This is a genomic window from Frondihabitans sp. VKM Ac-2883 (genome assembly GCF_015350875.1).
Lineage (GTDB): Bacteria > Actinomycetota > Actinomycetes > Actinomycetales > Microbacteriaceae > Frondihabitans.
The window spans coordinates 36,937-52,329 of sequence record NZ_JADKSF010000010.1; the positions used below are offsets into that span (position 1 = coordinate 36,937).

The 15,393-nt window shown below is 67.1% G+C and carries 13 protein-coding genes; 8 read left to right on the forward strand and 5 right to left on the reverse strand.

From position 1 onward, the window contains the following. Nucleotides 1-17: 17 nt before the first annotated feature. Both ITJ49_RS15870 and iolC read right to left on the reverse strand, forming a co-directional pair. Nucleotides 18-971 carry a class I fructose-bisphosphate aldolase gene (locus tag ITJ49_RS15870; RefSeq protein ID WP_194606544.1) on the reverse strand — a complete coding sequence of 318 codons (954 nt, stop codon included), beginning with the start codon at nt 969-971 and terminating at the stop codon, nt 18-20. Next, the gene (gene iolC / locus ITJ49_RS15875) at nt 964-1,932 is read right to left on the reverse strand and encodes a 5-dehydro-2-deoxygluconokinase (RefSeq protein WP_194606545.1); all 969 of its coding nucleotides are present in this window, start codon (nt 1,930-1,932) and stop codon (nt 964-966) included. The genes ITJ49_RS15870 and iolC overlap by 8 nt, the downstream gene beginning before the upstream one ends. A gap of 167 nt (nt 1,933-2,099) precedes the next feature. On the opposite strand from iolC, the gene ITJ49_RS15880 reads away from it, so the two are divergent. Further along, the gene (locus tag ITJ49_RS15880) at nt 2,100-3,395 is read left to right on the forward strand and encodes a DNA recombination protein RmuC (RefSeq protein ID WP_194606546.1); all 1,296 of its coding nucleotides are present in this window, start codon (nt 2,100-2,102) and stop codon (nt 3,393-3,395) included. A gap of 97 nt (nt 3,396-3,492) precedes the next feature. Here the strand turns inward: ITJ49_RS15880 and glpX are convergent, their stop codons facing one another. Beyond that, nucleotides 3,493-4,485 (reverse strand): class II fructose-bisphosphatase, encoded by a 993-nt coding sequence (gene glpX / locus ITJ49_RS15885; protein WP_194606547.1) that lies wholly within the window; start codon nt 4,483-4,485, stop codon nt 3,493-3,495. A gap of 125 nt (nt 4,486-4,610) precedes the next feature. Between glpX and ITJ49_RS15890 the strand changes: the two genes are divergently transcribed. Next, nucleotides 4,611-7,958 carry an SdrD B-like domain-containing protein gene (locus tag ITJ49_RS15890; RefSeq protein WP_194606548.1) on the forward strand — a complete coding sequence of 1,116 codons (3,348 nt, stop codon included), beginning with the start codon at nt 4,611-4,613 and terminating at the stop codon, nt 7,956-7,958. Between the two features lie 112 nt (nt 7,959-8,070). Continuing rightward, nucleotides 8,071-9,099, forward strand: coding sequence for a class II fructose-bisphosphate aldolase (fbaA, locus tag ITJ49_RS15895; protein WP_055963207.1), 1,029 nt, complete (start codon nt 8,071-8,073; stop codon nt 9,097-9,099). A gap of 91 nt (nt 9,100-9,190) precedes the next feature. Here fbaA and ITJ49_RS15900 read toward each other — a convergent pair whose 3' ends face one another. After that, a complete protein-coding gene (locus ITJ49_RS15900; protein ID WP_194606549.1) occupies nt 9,191-9,793 on the reverse strand; it encodes a DUF6264 family protein in 603 nt (200 codons plus the stop codon). Beyond that, the gene (locus tag ITJ49_RS15905) at nt 9,790-10,803 is read right to left on the reverse strand and encodes a 4-hydroxy-3-methylbut-2-enyl diphosphate reductase (protein WP_055963213.1); all 1,014 of its coding nucleotides are present in this window, start codon (nt 10,801-10,803) and stop codon (nt 9,790-9,792) included. Before ITJ49_RS15905 ends, ITJ49_RS15900 begins: the two co-directional genes overlap by 4 nt. Nucleotides 10,804-10,935: 132 nt before the next feature. Between ITJ49_RS15905 and xseA the strand changes: the two genes are divergently transcribed. The 5 genes from xseA to ITJ49_RS15930 all read left to right on the forward strand — a co-directional run bounded on the left by xseA (nt 10,936) and on the right by ITJ49_RS15930 (nt 15,371). Further along, nucleotides 10,936-12,159: an exodeoxyribonuclease VII large subunit gene (xseA, locus tag ITJ49_RS15910; RefSeq protein ID WP_194606550.1), complete on the forward strand. Its 1,224-nt coding sequence runs from the start codon at nt 10,936-10,938 to the stop codon at nt 12,157-12,159. 47 nt (nt 12,160-12,206) lie between these two features. Continuing rightward, the gene (locus ITJ49_RS15915) at nt 12,207-12,464 is read left to right on the forward strand and encodes an exodeoxyribonuclease VII small subunit (RefSeq protein WP_194606551.1); all 258 of its coding nucleotides are present in this window, start codon (nt 12,207-12,209) and stop codon (nt 12,462-12,464) included. Then, entirely contained in the window at nt 12,461-13,126 is a 666-nt protein-coding gene (locus tag ITJ49_RS15920) for a DUF4245 domain-containing protein (RefSeq protein WP_194606552.1), read from the forward strand. The genes ITJ49_RS15915 and ITJ49_RS15920 overlap by 4 nt, the downstream gene beginning before the upstream one ends. Nucleotides 13,127-13,220: 94 nt before the next feature. Further along, nucleotides 13,221-13,823 (forward strand): carbonic anhydrase, encoded by a 603-nt coding sequence (locus tag ITJ49_RS15925; RefSeq protein ID WP_055963224.1) that lies wholly within the window; start codon nt 13,221-13,223, stop codon nt 13,821-13,823. 135 nt (nt 13,824-13,958) lie between these two features. Then, nucleotides 13,959-15,371: a class II fumarate hydratase gene (locus ITJ49_RS15930; RefSeq protein WP_370544572.1), complete on the forward strand. Its 1,413-nt coding sequence runs from the start codon at nt 13,959-13,961 to the stop codon at nt 15,369-15,371. Nucleotides 15,372-15,393 lie beyond the last annotated feature (22 nt).

The following is a 15,393-nucleotide window of genomic DNA, read 5'->3' on the forward strand; positions in this document are numbered from 1 at the left end:
GGCTGCTTCTTTCTGAACTAGGCGTGTTGGGTCTGCGCGGGGTGGATCGACGCGGACCCCACCGGCGCCGACTGCTCGGAATGGACCAGACTCGCCGCGATGTCGACAGCGCCCTGGACGTCGTCGTCAGGCGGGTAGAGGAGGGTGCGCCCGACGGTGAGGCCGCGGACACCGGGCTGCGCCAGCGCATCGGCCCACTTCGCGTAGCTCGCCTCCGGGTTCTCGGCCGGGTCTCCGCCGAGGAGCAGGGTCGGGAGGGTTGTCGCCGCCATGACACGTTCCATGTCGTCGACGACCGGCAGCTTCAGCCAGCTGTACGCGGTCGACTCTCCGAGGCCAGAGGCGATGGCGACCGACTTGATCACGGCCTCGGTCGAGAGGTCGTTGACGATCGCGCCGTCGACCCAGTTCGAGACGAACGGTTCGAGCATGATCGGGAGCTTCAGGGCCGCCGCCTCGCTGACCGCCCGCGCCGTGGCCTCGACCGTCGCCGCCGTACCGGCGTCTTCGAGGTTGAGCCGCACGAGCAGCTTCGCGAAGTCAAAGCCGGCGTCGACGATGCCGCGGGCCGAATAGGCGGTGAAGCGGTCGTCCATCTCGAAGCTCGCGCCCTGCAGGCCGCCCCGGTTCATCGACCCGACGACGACCTTCCCGTCGAGGGCGCCGAGGAGGGCGAGGTCTTCGAGGATGTCGGGGGTTCCGAGCACGCCGTCGACTCCGGGGCGTTCGAGCGCGACGACGAGGCGCCGCAGCAGTTCACCGCGATCCGACATGGCCAGCGAGTCGCCGCGGACCCCGAGGGCACCCCGGGCCGTGTGGTCGGCCGCGACGATGAAGAGCCGTCCGTCGCCCTCGAGCAGAGGGCGCTTGACGCGGGCTGCCAGTGCGGCGCCGATGGCAGCGGGCTGCGTGGCTCTGATGTCGCGGAGCCGCGCGATGTCGATGCCGTCGTGACCGAAACCGTCAGACATGGAGTGCCTCCTCGAGAACAGCCTCGACCTCGGCAGAGGTCGGCATGGCGGTCGAGCACTCAAATCGGGTGGCGACGATACCGCCGGCGGCATTCGCGAACCGCAGCACCCGCTCGAGCGGCCAGCCTTCGATGAGCCCGTGGCAGAGGGCGCCGCCGAAGCCGTCGCCCGAGCCGAGACCGTTGATGACGGTGACGAGGTGCGCCGGAACCTCGATCGTCTCGTCGGCCGTCTTCGCGAGCACTCCCCGCGGCCCCTGCTTGACGATCGCGAGTTCGACCCCGCGTTCGAGAAGCGCGTCAGCGGCCCGGTGCGGATCGGTCTCGCCGACAGCGATCTCGCACTCCTCGCGGTTGCCGACTGCCACGGTGACGTGCTCGAGCGCTCGGCCGACCTCGCGGGTGGCGACCTCGGGCGACGACCAGAACATGGGCCGGTAGTCGAGGTCGAGGATCGTCAGCGGGCGGCGGGCACGAGCCTGATAGGCCACGTGGTGAGCCTGACGGCTGGGCTCCTCGGAGAGGCCCGTCACAGTTGTCCAGAAGACCTTGGTCTGCTCGATCGCGGCGAGGTCGAGCGACTTTACCGAAATCATGAGGTCGGGCGCCTTGGGGGCGCGGTAAAAGTAGAGGGGGAAGTCGTCGGGCGGGAAGATCTCGCAGAAGGTCACGGGCGTGTTCAGCCCGTCGACCGATGCGATGAACTTCGTCGAGACACCGAGCCGCTCGAGTTCTTTCACGACGTACCGACCGAAGGGGTCGTTACCGGTGCGCGTGACGACGGCTGTGCGGTGCTCGTACCGCGACGCGGCGATGGCGACATTCGTGGCGCTGCCGCCGACCGACTTCGAGAACGTCTCGACCTCTTCGAGCGGAACCCCGGCCTGCTGCGGATAGATGTCGACGCCCACTCGACCCATGGTGATCACGTCGAAGGCGCGGTGCTCTGGTGTCTGCGTCATGCTCGTCTGGACAACTTCCTCGTCGTGGGCCGATCTGCGATTCCCGATGAGCGTACACCGGATTTGGCTTAATGTCATGACATTACGTCTCAGCTCTGCTGAAGCATCGTAGAGACCAGATCCCAGGATCCGACGGCACTGTCGGTAGCTCCTGCCAGACTCCTCGCATGTCTCCTGTCGTGGCTCTTCTCCTCGGTCTTCTCACCGGTGCGGTGGCCGGTCTCGTGATCGGCCGCCTGCTGCTCTCAGCTCGCGCGGCCGCCGCCGACTCGACCGCCGCCGCTCTCCGCGATCGCGTCGCCGCCCAAGAAGAGCTGCACGCGCGGCAGCTCGAGCAGCAGGAGCAACGGGTCGACGAGCTCCACGACCGGCTGATCGCCGCGGCCGAGGCCGAGACCAGGCGCTCGTCATCCGACGGGCGGGTCTTGACGGCTCTCAGCCCGGTCGCCGAAAGCCTGCGAGCCGTGCAGCTCAAGGTCGCCGAGCTCGAGCAGCAACGACACCGACAGCACGGCGAGCTGAGCGAGCAGCTGCGGAGTGCCGCCGAGTCGGAGGAGCGCCTCCGGTCGACGGCCGAGTCGCTCGCGGCCGCCCTCAAGTCGAACAGCACGCGCGGCGTCTGGGGTGAGACACAGCTCCGCAACGTGGTGCAGGCGGCCGGGCTACTCGAACGGGTCGACTTCGACGTGCAGACCGGCATCGTGGCCGATTCCGGCGCCCGGCGCCCCGACATGGTCATACACCTGCCCGGCGGCAAGAACATCGCGGTCGACGCCAAGGTCCCGTTCTCCGCCTATCTCAAGGCGTCGAGCATCCCCGCGACGGCGACGGGGGCCGAATTCGCGCGCCGGGGCGAGCTGCTCCGCGAGCACGTCAAGGCGGTCCGCGCTCACATCGACGCCCTGTCGAGCAAGGCCTACTGGTCGGGGCTCGAGTCGTCGCCCGAACTCACCATCGCCTTCATCCCGAGCGAATCGCTCGTCTCGTCGGCCCTCGAGGCCGACCCCTCCGTGATGGACTACGCCTTCCAGAAGAAGGTGGCGCTGGCCTCCCCCGTCACCCTCTGGTCGGTCCTCAAGACCATCGCCTTCAGCTGGCAGCAGGATGTCGTCACGCAGGAGGCCAAGCAGCTGTTCGATCTGAGCCGCGAGCTCTACGGCCGCCTCTCGACAATGGCCACTCACGTCGACAAGCTAGGCCGGTCGATCCGCGGCACCGTGACCGACTACAACCGCTTCGTCGGCTCGCTCGAGCGGCAGGTGTTGCCGTCGGCGCGACGGCTCAGCGTGCTCGACGAGAGCACCGTCATCGCGGCGTCCCCTCCAATCGACGACGTACCGCGCGATCTCGCTGCGCCCGAGCTCACGGCCGTGCTCGACGACGCGCCCACCCTCGGTGCCGCACCCGCTGCCGCCGTGCCTGCTTCCGTACCCGCGTCCACACCCGCACCCGCACCCGAATAGGCCACCGCCCCCTCGACCGACGAAAACGAGCGGACCCGCCACCGAAGTGGCAAATCCGCCCGAAATCGTCGGTCCAGGGTTCCGACCGGAAAAGCTTTTACTCGCCGAGCCACTTCGACTCGAGGTGGTCGGCGATCACACGACGCTGGGTGCCCGAGTGTGACCGCAGCACGAGCGACTCGGTGCGGATGAGGCCGTTCTTGCGCGAGACACCGGCCACGAGGCCGCCGTCGGTGACACCCGTCGCGACGAAGTACGTGTTGTCACCCGTGACCAGGTCGTCCTGGTCGAGAATCCGGTCGAGGTCGTGCCCGGCGTCGAGGGCACGCTGACGCTCGGTGTCGTCTTTGGGCTTGAGCCGCCCCTGGATCACACCGCCGAGCGCTTTGACGGCGCACGCGGTGATGATGCCCTCGGGGGTTCCGCCGACGCCGACACACATGTCGATGCGCGAGTCGGGGCGGGCGGCGTTGATGCCACCGGCGACGTCGCCGTCGAGCAGCAGGCGCGTGCCGGCCCCTGCCGCGCGGATGTCGGCGATGAGCTGCTTGTGACGGGGGCGGTCGAGAACGGCGATCTGCATCTCTTCGACGGGCATGCCCTTGGCCTCGGCGAGGGCGCGGATGTTCTCGCCGATCGGGCGGGCGAGGTCGATGACTCCGCGACCCTCGGGCCCCGTCACGATCTTGTCCATGTAGAAGACGGCGCTCGGGTCGTACATCGTTCCGCGATCCGAGACGGCGATGACCGAGACGGCGTTCATGCGGCCGGTCGCGGTCAGCGACGTGCCGTCGATCGGGTCGACGGCGATGTCGAACGACGCCCCGTTGCCCGTGCCGACGTGCTCGCCGTTGAACAGCATGGGGGCTTCGTCTTTCTCGCCCTCGCCGATCACCACGACGCCGTCGAAGTCGACCGTGCCGAGGAACTTGCGCATTGCGTCGACCGCGGCGCCGTCGGCGAGGTTCTTCTCGCCTCGACCGATCCACGGTGCTGCCCGGATCGCCGCGGCCTCGGTCGCTCGCACCAGCTCCATACCGAGGTTGCGGTCGGGGTGCGTGAACAGGGTGCCTGGCTCCGTAGTCGTCATGTCTCGACTCTACCGAGCCATGCACATCAAAACGGACGCATGAGATATTCCAGGAACTACTTTTCATTCCACATGCTATACGATACGAAGACCCTGTGCTTTTATGCCCTGTCGAAAGGATCGACTTGCCACCCACCTCCTTCTCCCGCGCCGCTTCGGTGTCGCTCGGACTCACCCTCGCTCTGGCCCTCGAACCCTCTACCTCGGCTCTGGCCGCCGCGATACCAGCGACCGCCCCGTCGGCTGCGACATCGATAGCGATGAGCATGGCGGTGGCAGCCGACGGCCACGGCGCGTTCACCGAAGATGACCGCCCCGGGGGCGATTCCAGCGCACACAACGGCATCGTCCGTACAGCCGACTCGGTCGTCTATTCCGTCGACATCAGCCCCGGCTCAGGGCGGCCCGCGCGAGACGAGACGTTCGTCGTCAACGCTCCTCCAAGAACCTCATGGTCGCGCATCCCTTCGGCCTGCAACGGGCCGGGCTCCGGAATCGCCGGCTCCGCGCTGACCTGCAATCTTGGCGATGTGTCGGCCGTCACGAGGGTTTCGGTTGTTCTCGACGTCGGCCGGCTCGTGAAGAACAGAGACGAGTTGGTGCCCTCTGGATCCGTCAGGGCTGCGCAGGCGCCTGAGGTTGCCGCCATTCCACCGGCGCCGGTTCGCGTCTCCGCAGCGCCGCGCTACGACCTGTCCATTTCAGCGATTCCGCCTAGCATTTCCAACGCTGAGAGCCCTGACGGGAAGAGTCCGGGAAAAAGGCTCGTCTATCCGATCCTTGTCGATTGGAAGGGCATTCACGTAGCCGACGGCCTGCTGGGCTACGAGCAGTTACGCGGCGACATCACGTTTTCGGACGACGTATCGAAGATGTACGGCGACGCCGCGAGCCCGGCACTCCTCTCCCCCCTCGATGGCGCGCCCGCGTGCGGCATCAACACGGGCCAGGTTCCGCAAGCCCCGGGAGGTCGCGGCGGCGGCCCGAATGCCGTCGCCGACTCGGGCACGATCACTTGCTCGCAGAATGAACCGGGCGGGCCAATCTCAGTGACCGTTTCGGGCATCGATTCCCGACTCGACAACATCCCGTCGAAAAGCGTCTCCGGTGGAGCTATCCCCGGTGGCGTGAGGCCCTACATCGTCGCCGGATACCTGAGCCTTTGGGTTCCGGAGCCCGTAGCCGTCGATACCCTGACCGCGGTCAACCGCTACACCGATCTCGCGGCACCATCGGTCACGGGCCAGAAGAACTACGACGGAGAAACCGAGCCTCTCGGAAACAACGCCATCTCGCGCAATATCGGCCGCCTCCCCGGTGTTTCCGGCAACCTCCGTTATTGGGGTGTCGCTAATCGGCCCGACGACCTCTTCGTACTCTCGGGCAAATACGACGAGCCCTACACGACACTCCAGCAACGCGTCCGCACGACAGCCACGTTGGTCAACGCCGGCGCAGAGACCTGGTCCGGTTCCCTCGTCTGCAGCGTCTTTGACAATCGCGTTCAAAAACTCAACGACGACACGTCCGGCGTCTTCGCGTCCTCCAGCGCGCCTTCCGTCACGGGTCGGCCGCAGTTCGCGGTCTTCCGTGGCACTCCAGACGAAGCACGCGACTACACGTGCTCCGATTCGGATGCCACCTGGTACGACGACGCTCGCGATGTTCCGGGTGGGCCCGAGTCCGTCGGTGCAGTTCGCTACTCGTTCGACTTCCCCGCCGCCCGAACCCTCTCCTTCCACACATCGCTCCAGGTCGAGCCGCGCCTTCCGAACTACACGCCCGTGCGGTCGTACGTCAGCATCCGGCCGGGCGCAGATGGGGCGTGGGTCCACGACAAAGCCTCGGGCGCGTTGGCCAACGGCACCTGGGCCGACTTTCTCACTGTTACCGGTGACCTCGCCCGTATCCGAAGCAAGATCGTCGATCCGGGCCACGATGTGGGCGACACGCCAGATGAGACGGAGTACGTCGAGCAAGGCAACACGTTCGACCTGGCGCTCTACCCCACCCTGACTAACGCCACTACGGGCGGGAAGGCTTCCACTGTCTCGATCGTCGACACACTCCCTGCAGGCATGGCCTACGTCGATGGCAGCGCATCCCCCACCCCCGACTCCGTCTCCGACGTGACCGCCGAGGACGGCACCGTGCATCAGGTGCTCCGATGGAAGTTCGAGAGCCGGCAGCCGAACGACGACCTGCCCATCCTTTCCTTCACCGTCCGCGCGGTGAGCGTATCGACGGCGGGTACGGTGACGAACCATGCAGTGATCGAGTCGACGAACGACATCTCCAACGAAGCTCGCCGGTCGGCGAGCCGTGGGGTGCACGTTCTGCCGACCGGTGCCTTAGCTGCGTCGGAGACCGCCCGCCGCCCGGGCGTTGTAGTTGGCGACACGCTCGAATGGACTCTCCGGTACGACAACAATGCCGATACCGACTTCGCCTCGACCGACCTCATCAGCGTCTTCCCGCACGACGAAGACGACCGCGGAACGACACTCGACTCGGTTCGGCTGAGCAGTCCCGTCGCCGTCGAGACCGGTGAGACAGTTCGCTACACGGCCGCGGTGCCCTCCTCGGTGTCGAGTGACCCCGCCGAGTCGTCGAACGCTGAAGGAGGATCGACCCGCTGGTGCCTCGAAGCCCAATTCGGTCGGAAGGGCTGTCCCGAAGCCATCAGAGATGCAACGGCAGTCCGTATCGAAAGGACGGCGACGGTTGAGGCAGGTTCCTCGGTGGAGCATGTCCTCCTGATGTCCTCCGCCACCGCAGATGACACCGACCGTGCTGGTTCGTCGTTCACGGTGCGAGCATCGGATCTCACCTTTGCCGCCGCATCGAACACGGCGACTATCGAGCTTCACTCCGGAAGCATCGGTCACCGCGTCTGGTTCGACGCAAATGCGAACGGTGTGCAGGATGCCGGCGAACACGGGCTCGACGGTGTGGCGATAAAACTGACCGGTACAGACGATCGTGGTCGCCCTGTCTCCCGAACGACCGTGAGTGACGTCGACGGCCATTACGCCTTTTCTCGCCTCCGTCCTGGGGCGTACACCGTGAATTTTGGCCGGGCGGCGAACGGCTGGACCGTGCGTAACGGAGGGGCAGATCCGACCACTGACTCCGATGTCGACGCACAAGGCACCGCCCCTGCCGAGCTAACGGCTGCAGGCGACGAGCATGACATCACGGCGGTCAGCAGTCAGCTCGACATCGATGCCGGCGCCCTGCCCGCTCCCGATCCGGTGACCGGTCCGGGCGTCGATCCTGAAATCACCCCTCCGCCCTTGAGCGGCGAAGCAACCAAGGAGCGCCCCTCAGCGGCAGACGAATCGGCATTCCCCCGTCTCCTGGCCTTTACGGGCAGCGAGACGCCCCTGTGGGTGACGGCGGGGGCACTTCTCGCCGTCCTCGTCGGAGTCATTGTCGTTGTCACCAGGCGCCGCCGACACCGGGGCGAGTGACCGACGTTCTCAGAGCCGACACTGTTGGCGCTCCTCCCGGGCGTCAGCAGTGTCGGCACATGCGGCGCGTCTAGAGTTGAGCCCGAACGCGCCCGTCATCGAAGGAGAAGTCATGCCCGTCGCCACCCCAGACCAGTACGCCGAGATGCTCGACCGAGCGAAAGCGCAGGGGTTCGCCTACCCCGCCATCAACGTCTCGTCGTCGCAGACCATCAACTCGGTGCTGCAGGGTCTGACCGAGGCCGGCTCCGACGGCATCATCCAGGTCACGACCGGAGGCGCCGACTACTTCGCCGGCCAGACTGTCAAGAACCGTGCCGCCGGTGCCATCGCATTCGCCAAGTTCGCCACCGAGGTGGCCAAGAACTACCCGATCACCGTGGCTCTGCACACCGACCACTGCCCGAAAGACGCTCTCGACGGGTTCGTGCTGCCCTTGATCGCCGCCTCCGAAGAAGAGATCAAGGCCGGGCGCAACCCGCTGTTCCAATCGCACATGTGGGATGGCTCGGCTGTTCCCCTCGACGAGAACATCTCGATCGCCGAAGAGATGCTCAAGCGCACCCGTGCAATTAACGCCATTCTCGAGGTCGAGATCGGCGTCGTCGGCGGCGAAGAAGACGGCGTCGAGCACGAGGGCACCAACGACGCCCTGTACACGACCGTTGGCGACGTGACCCGCGTGGTGGAGGCGCTCGGACTCGGTGAGAAGGGTCGCTACATCGCGGCGCTCACCTTCGGCAACGTCCACGGCGTCTACAAGCCCGGCAACGTCAAGCTCCGCCCCGAACTCCTCGGCGAGATCCAGCAGGGCATCCAAGAGAAGTTCGGCACGAAAGACAAGCCCCTCGAGCTCGTCTTCCACGGCGGTTCGGGCTCGTCCGACGCCGAGATCTCGGAGGCCGTCTCGAACGGCGTCGTGAAGATGAACATCGACACCGACACGCAGTACGCCTTCTCCCGCTCGATCGCCGACACGGTGCTCAAGAACTACGACGGGTTCTTGAAGGTCGACGGCGAGGTGGGCAACAAGAAGACCTACGACCCGCGCTCCTGGGGCAAGATCGCCGAGTCGGCCATGGCCGCCCGCGTCATCGAGGCCACCAAGCAGCTCGGCTCGTTCGGCCACTCGCAGGGCTGAGAGCCGACGCGAAAGCCCCGCCCACTCGGGCGGGGCTTTCGTCGTCACGGGCCCTGATTAATTGACCCCAGAATCCGTGTCGGTGACGCGACTAGACGGCTCCGGTGAACGACGGGTCGCCCATGACGATCGCCACGACGATCAGGCCCAGCGCGAGATTCACGATCACGCCCGGCAGAAGCAGCACCAGCCACGATCGCTTGCCGACTCGCAGGCGACGCAGAGCGACGACCAGCGCGATCAAGAAGACCGGCACCGAGACGATGGCCGCGACGAGAGCGACGGTGTCGAGGATCGCAGTGCTCTGAAAAGTGCCACTCAGGTACCCGAGCTTCGTGAACTCCGACACGTAGCGGCCGGTGAAGGTCTTGGCGTCGAACGCCGAACTGACGACGTCGTAGCCGCCGAGAACGGCGAGCAGGACGGTGGCGAACCGATTGAACGCGGCACGACGAAGCGCTCGGGGCGGAGGGCCGGCGACGGGGGCACCGGTCGGCGGAGGAGCGTCGAATCGCTGCCGGGCCTCGGGCGGGGCCGGACGTGCGTCGCCCTGTTGACGAGCCGCAGGATCCTGCGCTCGTTGCTCGTCGACAGGTGCCGGGGCAACCGGGCTCACCCAGCCCGGCGGCGCGTACTCGCCGTACTCGGGGGCCGGACGCCCCTCGACCCGCACGTCGCCGTCGGGATCGGTCATCGAGTGCGGCCGCCGAGCGCCCGCGAGTCGACGCTGCCGGTCGCGTCTTTGCGGAGCTCTTTCGGCAGCGAGAACATCAGGTCTTCTTCCGCGGTGACGACTTCGCCGACGTCGTTGTAGCCGGCGTCGGAGAGCTCGGCGAGCACCTCGTCGACCAGGACCTCGGGCACGGATGCGCCGGAGGTGACACCGACCGTCTCGACGCCGTCGAGCCACTCCTGCTGGATCTCGGAGGAGAAGTCGACCCGGTAGGCGGCCTTGGCACCGTATTCGAGGGCAACCTCGACGAGGCGGACACTGTTGGAGCTGTTGGCGCTGCCGACCACGATCACCAGATCGGCGTCTTTCGAGACCTTCTTGATCGCCACCTGGCGGTTCTGGGTCGCGTAGCAGATGTCGTCGGACGGAGGATTCTGGATGTTCGGGAACCGCTCGCGGAGCCGGTTGACGGTCTCCATCGTCTCGTCGACGCTGAGGGTCGTCTGTGACAGCCACACGAGGTTGTCGGGGTCGGCGACCTCGATCTGGTCGACCTCGGCGGGGTTCTGCACGAGTGTCGTTCGGTCGGGGGCGTGACCCATTGTGCCCTCGACCTCTTCGTGACCAGCGTGCCCGATGAGGATGATGTGCTGATCCTGCTTGGCGAAGCGGACCGCCTCGCGGTGCACCTTGGTGACCAGGGGGCAGGTTGCATCGATCGACAGGAGACCACGATCGGCGGCTCCCTGGACCACGCTCGGGGCGACCCCGTGCGCACTGAAGACGATGTGGGAACCCTCGGGAACCTCGTCGACCTCGTCGACGAAAATGGCACCCTGCTGTTCGAGTGTGGAGACGACGTGCACGTTGTGCACGATCTGCTTGCGCACGTAGACGGGCGAACCGTAGTGCTCGAGGGCTTTCTCGACGGCGATCACGGCGCGGTCGACACCAGCGCAGTAGCCGCGAGGGGCCGCCAGGAGCACGCGTTTGCGCCCGATGACGGGGGTATCCTTTAGCCTGTTGCGCACCGCGGGAACACGCGGCGTCGGAAGGTCTATGGCGAGAGCGCCATTGGTAATTCGGCTCACGAAGCGAGTCTAGGCGGGCCCGGTCCGGTCGGCCTGAGAGTCTCTCGATCAAGCGCCCAGGAGGAGCCCCCTTTGACGATCGTCACACCGCCTCCCACAGCCGAATCCCCCTGGCCGGTGGGCTTGCTCGCCGGCAAGGTCCGTGACTGGATCGACCGGCTCGGCACGGCCTGGGTCGAGGGTGAGATCACGCAGTGGAACTCCTCCGGCGGCAACGTCTACGGCAAGCTCAAAGACCTCGAGATCGACGCGACGGTCTCGTTCTCGATCTGGTCGAGCGTTCGCGGCAAGATCCCCGCCGACCTCAAGCAGGGCGATCGGGTCATCGCGGCGATCAAGCCCAATTATTGGGTCAAGGGCGGCTCGCTCACCATGCAGGTGTTCGACATGCGCCACGTCGGCATCGGTGACCTCCTCGAACGACTCGAGCGTCTCCGACGCCAGCTCGCATCGGAGGGCCTCTTCGGTGCCGACCGCAAACGGCCCCTCCCCTTTCTTCCGGGCTGCATCGGCCTCATCACCGGCAAAGACAGCGACGCCGAGAAAGACGTGCTGCGCAATGCTCAGCTGCGGTGGCCCTCGGTCCACTTCAAGGTCGTCCACGCGGCCGTGCAGGGCGACCGGATGGTCGGCGAGGTGACCGCCGCGCTGCAGAGGCTCGACGCCGACCCCGAGGTCGACGTCATCATCGTCGCGCGAGGCGGCGGCGACTTCCAGAATCTCCTGGGCTTCAGCGACGAGACTCTCGTGCGTGCGGCAGCAGCGGCCACCACTCCCCTAGTCAGTGCGATCGGGCACGAGGCCGACCGGCCCCTTCTCGACGATGTAGCCGACCTCCGCGCTTCGACGCCGACCGATGCGGCCAAGCGGGTCGTCCCCGACGTGGGAGAAGAGCTGCAGGGCGTTCGTCAGGCCCGTGCCCGAATGGGCTCTCGTCTCACCCACATCGTGAACGTCGAGATCGACCGGCTCGGTCAGATCCGCAGTCGGCCTGTGCTCGCCCGCCCCGCCACGATGATCGACTCTCGAGCCGACGAGCTGGTCCGCTACGTGGCCCGCAGCGAGGAGCTACTGCGGCGAGCGCTCGAGCGTGCGAGCACCCGGGTCTCCGAGCTCACCGTCCAGCTTCGCGCCCTCTCACCCGAGTCGACCCTGCGACGCGGCTATTCCATCGTCCAGCTCCCCTCCGGCGCCGTCCTGCGCGACGCCTCCGAAGCCCCCGACTCCACACCCCTGGTCCTGACCCTCGCCTCGGGCACGCTCGGTGCCACCAGCACCGGCCCGGTCTCGGCCTGACCCTCCCCTCCCGATCGACGTCCACCCTCTCTCGATAGGATCACCCCGTGGCACAGACCTCTCCCTCCGACGCCGACGCGCGCACCGCGACGGCTGACTCCAACGCCGTCGCCGACCTGTCGTACGAGCAGGCGCGCGACGAGCTCGTCACCGTGGTGAACGAGCTCGAGCAGGGGTCGTCGACTCTCGAGAGATCGCTCGCCCTCTGGGAGCGCGGGGAGGCGCTTGCCGCCCGGTGCGAAGAGTGGCTTCTCGGCGCCAAAGAGCGTCTCGAGCGGGCACGAGCTCAGGTCGTTGTCGAATGAGCAGCGTTCCCCCACCCCCACCCCCGGTCGGCAAGCAGCGCGCACCCCGTGTCGTCGCCGAATTGGGGCGGCCCGAGACCCCCTCTGAGACGGCCGCCCGCAAAGCCGCCAGCTCGCGTGCCCATCGCGAGAATCAAACGGCCTTCAACCTCACCATCGCCATCATCGTGTCCGTGGGCATCGTGGTGCTGCTCGTCCTCGTCGTCGTACGGCCGGGGTCCTCGCAGCTCAAGACGATCGATTACCTGAAGGTGGCCGCCGACGCGCAACCCCGGCAGAGCGAAACGCTCGCCGCCCCGCAGCTGCCCTCGGGGTGGACGAGCAACCGCGCCGAGGTCCGGCCGGCCGGCTCGTCGGGAGTCGCCAGCTGGTACGTCGGGCTCATCACTCCGTCGACGCAGTTCATCGGGGTGACCCAGGGCTTTAAGGCCAACCCCACGTGGGTCAGCAACCAGCTCGGCGAGGCTCGTCAGACGTCGTCGAAGACGGTCGGCGGAGTCCGCTGGGCCGTCTACAACCAGCGCGACAAGACAGACGCCGGCAACACCGAATACGCCATGGTCGCAGTCGAGGGCGACTCGACCGTCGTCCTCGCCGGTACGGCCGACGACGCCGAGTTCGACCTGCTGGCCGGTCGCATCGCCGACCAGCTCTCCGACTGACACCAGACCCCGCCCACCTCTGAACACCCGCAGGAGACCGCTCGTGACCACCGCAGACACCCCCACTCGTACGCCCGGCGCCGCCTGGGACGAAATGCGAGCCGGCAACGAGCGCTTCGTCGCCGGGGCGCCTGAGCACCCCCGCCAAGATGCCGATCGACGCGCTCAGCTCGCGGGCGGCCAGACCCCTGTCGCGGCCCTTTTCGGGTGCGCCGACTCCCGCCTCGGTGCCGAGATCATCTTCGACGCCGGCCTCGGCGACCTCTTCGTCGTGCGCAACGCCGGTCAGGTCGTCGGCGACACCGTGATCGGTTCTCTCGAATTCGCCGTCGGCGAGCTGGGCATCCCGTTGATCGTGGTCCTCGGCCACGACAGTTGCGGTGCGGTCGCGGCGGCCATCCAGTCGATCGACGCCGACTCCGAGCCCCAGTCGTTCCACCTCCAGCGCGTCATCGACATGATCGTCCCCTCCGTTAAACGGGCCCACCGCGCACTCGGCGTCCAGCCGGGCGACGACCACGCCCTCGACCCGCGAGAGGTCGGGCGCCTTCACATCGAGGCCTCGGTCGGCGCCCTCCTGGAGCGGTCGATTCTCATCTCCGAGGCTGTGGCCACCGGTAAGTTGGCAGTGGTCGGGGCCAATTACGACCTCGCCAACGGCCGCGTCGACGTTCACACCGTGGTCGGCGACCTCTAACCAGCGGTCTCGAATCACAGTCCGCTCGTGAGCGGCTTGTCGTCGCCTCCGATTCATCCCCGTCATCACCACACCACTAACGCACCGCTCGACGCCCCTACCGGAGCACCGAGCCCACGGAAGGACCACAACGACGTGACCACTACCGACGCCACCAACGCAGCCGAGTACCGGATCGAGCACGACACGATGGGAGAGGTGCGCGTGCCCGCGAACGCCCTCTACAGTGCCCAGACGCAGCGAGCGGTCGAGAACTTCCCGATCTCGGGTGCCGGGCTCGAACCGGCACAGATCGTGGCGCTCGCTCGGATCAAACGCTCGGCGGCCGTCGTCAACGGCGAGATGGGCATCATCGAGCCCGCGATCGCCTCGGCCATCGCCGAAGCGGCCGATCTGCTGATCGAGGGGGCCCACCACGATCAGTTCCCCGTCGACGTCTATCAGACCGGCAGCGGCACCTCGTCGAATATGAACATGAACGAGGTCCTCGCGACGCTGGCCTCGGGGATCCTCGGGTCTCCCGTGCACCCCAACGACCACGTCAACGCCTCGCAGTCGTCGAACGACGTGTTCCCGACATCGGTGCACGTCGCGGTCACCGGCGCGATCCTGCACGACCTCATCCCGGCCCTCGATCACCTCGCGATCGCCCTCGAGAAGAAGGCCGACGAGTGGAGCGGGGTCGTGAAGGCGGGTCGCACCCACCTGATGGATGCCACCCCCGTCACCCTCGGTCAGGAGTTCGGCGGCTACGCCCGCCAGATCAGGCTGGGCATCGAGCGCGTCACCGGCACGCTCCCCCGGGTGGCCGAGGTTCCCCTCGGCGGCACGGCTACCGGTACCGGCATCAACACGCCGGCCGGGTTCCCGCAGCGTGTGATCGCCCTGCTCGCCGCCGACTCGGCGCTGCCCATCACCGAGGCTCTCGACCACTTCGAGGCTCAGGGCGCCCGCGATGGCCTCGTCGAGGCCTCGGGTGCACTGCGCGTTCTCGCCGTCAGCCTCACCAAGATCAACAACGACCTCCGCTGGATGGGCTCCGGCCCCAACGCCGGCCTCGGCGAGCTGCACATTCCCGACCTGCAGCCGGGATCGTCGATCATGCCCGGCAAGGTCAACCCGGTCATCCCCGAGGCCGTCTTGATGGTCAGCGCGCGCGTGATCGGCAACGACGCGACCATCGCCTGGGCCGGTGCCTCCGGCGCCTTCGAGCTCAATGTCGCCATTCCCGTGATGGGCACCGCCCTACTGGAGTCGATCCGCCTGCTGTCTAACGCCACTCGGGCTCTCGCCGACAAGGCCGTCGACGGCCTCGTCGCCAACGTCGAGCACGCCCGCGCCCTCGCCGAATCGTCACCGTCGATCGTCACGCCGCTCAACCGCATCGTCGGCTACGAGGCGGCGGCGAAGATCGCCAAGCACTCGGTGTCGGCCAAGATGACCGTGCGCGAGGCCGTCGTCGACCTCGGCTTCGTCGAGCGCGGCGAAGTCACCGAAGAGCAGCTCGACAAGGCGCTCGACGTGCTCAGCATGACCCACCCGGGCTGACACGACCACACACCCTCGATAG

What these genes read in the sequence shown, in the direction of transcription:
- glpX (WP_194606547.1), bottom strand. Translation starts at nt 4,485, where the DNA reads ATGACGACTACGGAGCCAGGCACCCTGTTCACGCACCCCGACCGCAAC.
- ITJ49_RS15880 (WP_194606546.1), top strand. Translation starts at nt 2,100, where the DNA reads ATGTCTCCTGTCGTGGCTCTTCTCCTCGGTCTTCTCACCGGTGCGGTG.
- ITJ49_RS15870 (WP_194606544.1), bottom strand. Translation starts at nt 971, where the DNA reads ATGTCTGACGGTTTCGGTCACGACGGCATCGACATCGCGCGGCTCCGC.
- fbaA (WP_055963207.1), top strand. Translation starts at nt 8,071, where the DNA reads ATGCCCGTCGCCACCCCAGACCAGTACGCCGAGATGCTCGACCGAGCG.
- ITJ49_RS15920 (WP_194606552.1), top strand. Translation starts at nt 12,461, where the DNA reads ATGAGCAGCGTTCCCCCACCCCCACCCCCGGTCGGCAAGCAGCGCGCA.
- ITJ49_RS15925 (WP_055963224.1), top strand. Translation starts at nt 13,221, where the DNA reads ATGCGAGCCGGCAACGAGCGCTTCGTCGCCGGGGCGCCTGAGCACCCC.
- ITJ49_RS15900 (WP_194606549.1), bottom strand. Translation starts at nt 9,793, where the DNA reads ATGACCGATCCCGACGGCGACGTGCGGGTCGAGGGGCGTCCGGCCCCC.
- iolC (WP_194606545.1), bottom strand. Translation starts at nt 1,932, where the DNA reads ATGACGCAGACACCAGAGCACCGCGCCTTCGACGTGATCACCATGGGT.